1 pseudogene is annotated in these 1,106 nt (G+C 69.3%); it reads left to right on the top strand.

The window, feature by feature from the left end:
- A pseudogene (locus EN939_RS35335) lies at positions 1 to 1,106 on the top strand (DUF882 domain-containing protein); the annotation flags it as partial.

Here is a 1,106-nt window from a genome sequence, read left to right as displayed (position 1 = left end):
CCGAGCGACGGCAGGCCGCTGCCCGGCTTTGAGCAGGCGCTCGCCTCCTACAAGGCGCGCAAGGGTTCAGGCTCGCCGGCCATCGAGATGGCCAGCGCCGGCGGCAGCGGCAAGAAGTCAGGTGGCTTCCTGTCGGCATTCTTCGGCGGCGGCGACGACGAGGCCGAAGACAGCGCCGATGTCCAGACCGCTTCGGCGGCCCCCCCGCCCAAGGCGAGAAACCTGAAGCCGGCAGCAGCAGCCAAGACCAGCAACCTCCCGGGCATTGCCATCGTGGCGCCGGAGAATGCGCGGCGCGCCGAGATTCCGCAGGTGGCCGAGCAGCAGGCTCCGGAGCCGGAAGAGGACACGCCGGAGACGATCATCGCCGCATTGCCGGCCCGAAGCGTTCCGCTGCCGGATTTCGCACCGCGGCCAAAAGCCGATCTCGGCGCTCAGCAGCCTGAGAATGTTCCTTTTGCGATGGCGGAGGCGACAGCCACCACCGAGCAGGCCGTGGCGACCGCGCATGCGCCGGCGAGCGTTCCTTTCGGCGTGGCCGATGCAACGGCTTCGGCTAATCCGGCCCAGGTCGCGGTCAACAACATACCGTTGCCGACATGGCGTCCCGACAATTCGCTGCCGGCCGCTTTGGCTGCGGCGCCCAGCAAGGATGTGCTGATGGCGCTGGCCGAGACGGCTGATCAAAGCAAGACGGCGACCGATGCGTTCTCGGTGCTGCCGACGGCGCGGCCCGAGATGGCCAGGCCGGATGCGGTCAAGGCCGTGCTCGACGAGGCCAATGCCCAGGTCGGTGCGGCCGATTACCAGCTTGCTTCCTTGTCCGGATCCGAGCCGCGTTCGGCGTTCAACGATCCAGGCACCAACGCCGCATCGCCGCGCGATGCCGTCGTTGCCCGCCCAGTCGGTTCCGATCCGGCCGCCGCGATCGGCGCCGGCGTCAAGACGACCCGCAAGGAATCGAGAGCCACCGCCCGCGACCTGAAGCCGGGCCCCAAGGCCATGGTGGTTGCAGCCGCACCGCAGGCCGCCCGCTGGGCATTGACCAGCGGCGACCATGTCGCCACCGTTTCAAGCGCGACGACGGCGCCGGGCTACGCCTACAG

The sequence above is a fragment of the Mesorhizobium sp. M7A.F.Ca.CA.002.05.1.1 genome (genome assembly GCF_003998335.1).
Classification (GTDB): Bacteria; Pseudomonadota; Alphaproteobacteria; order Rhizobiales; family Rhizobiaceae; genus Mesorhizobium.
This window is presented reverse-complemented; position numbering and strand designations above follow the sequence as displayed.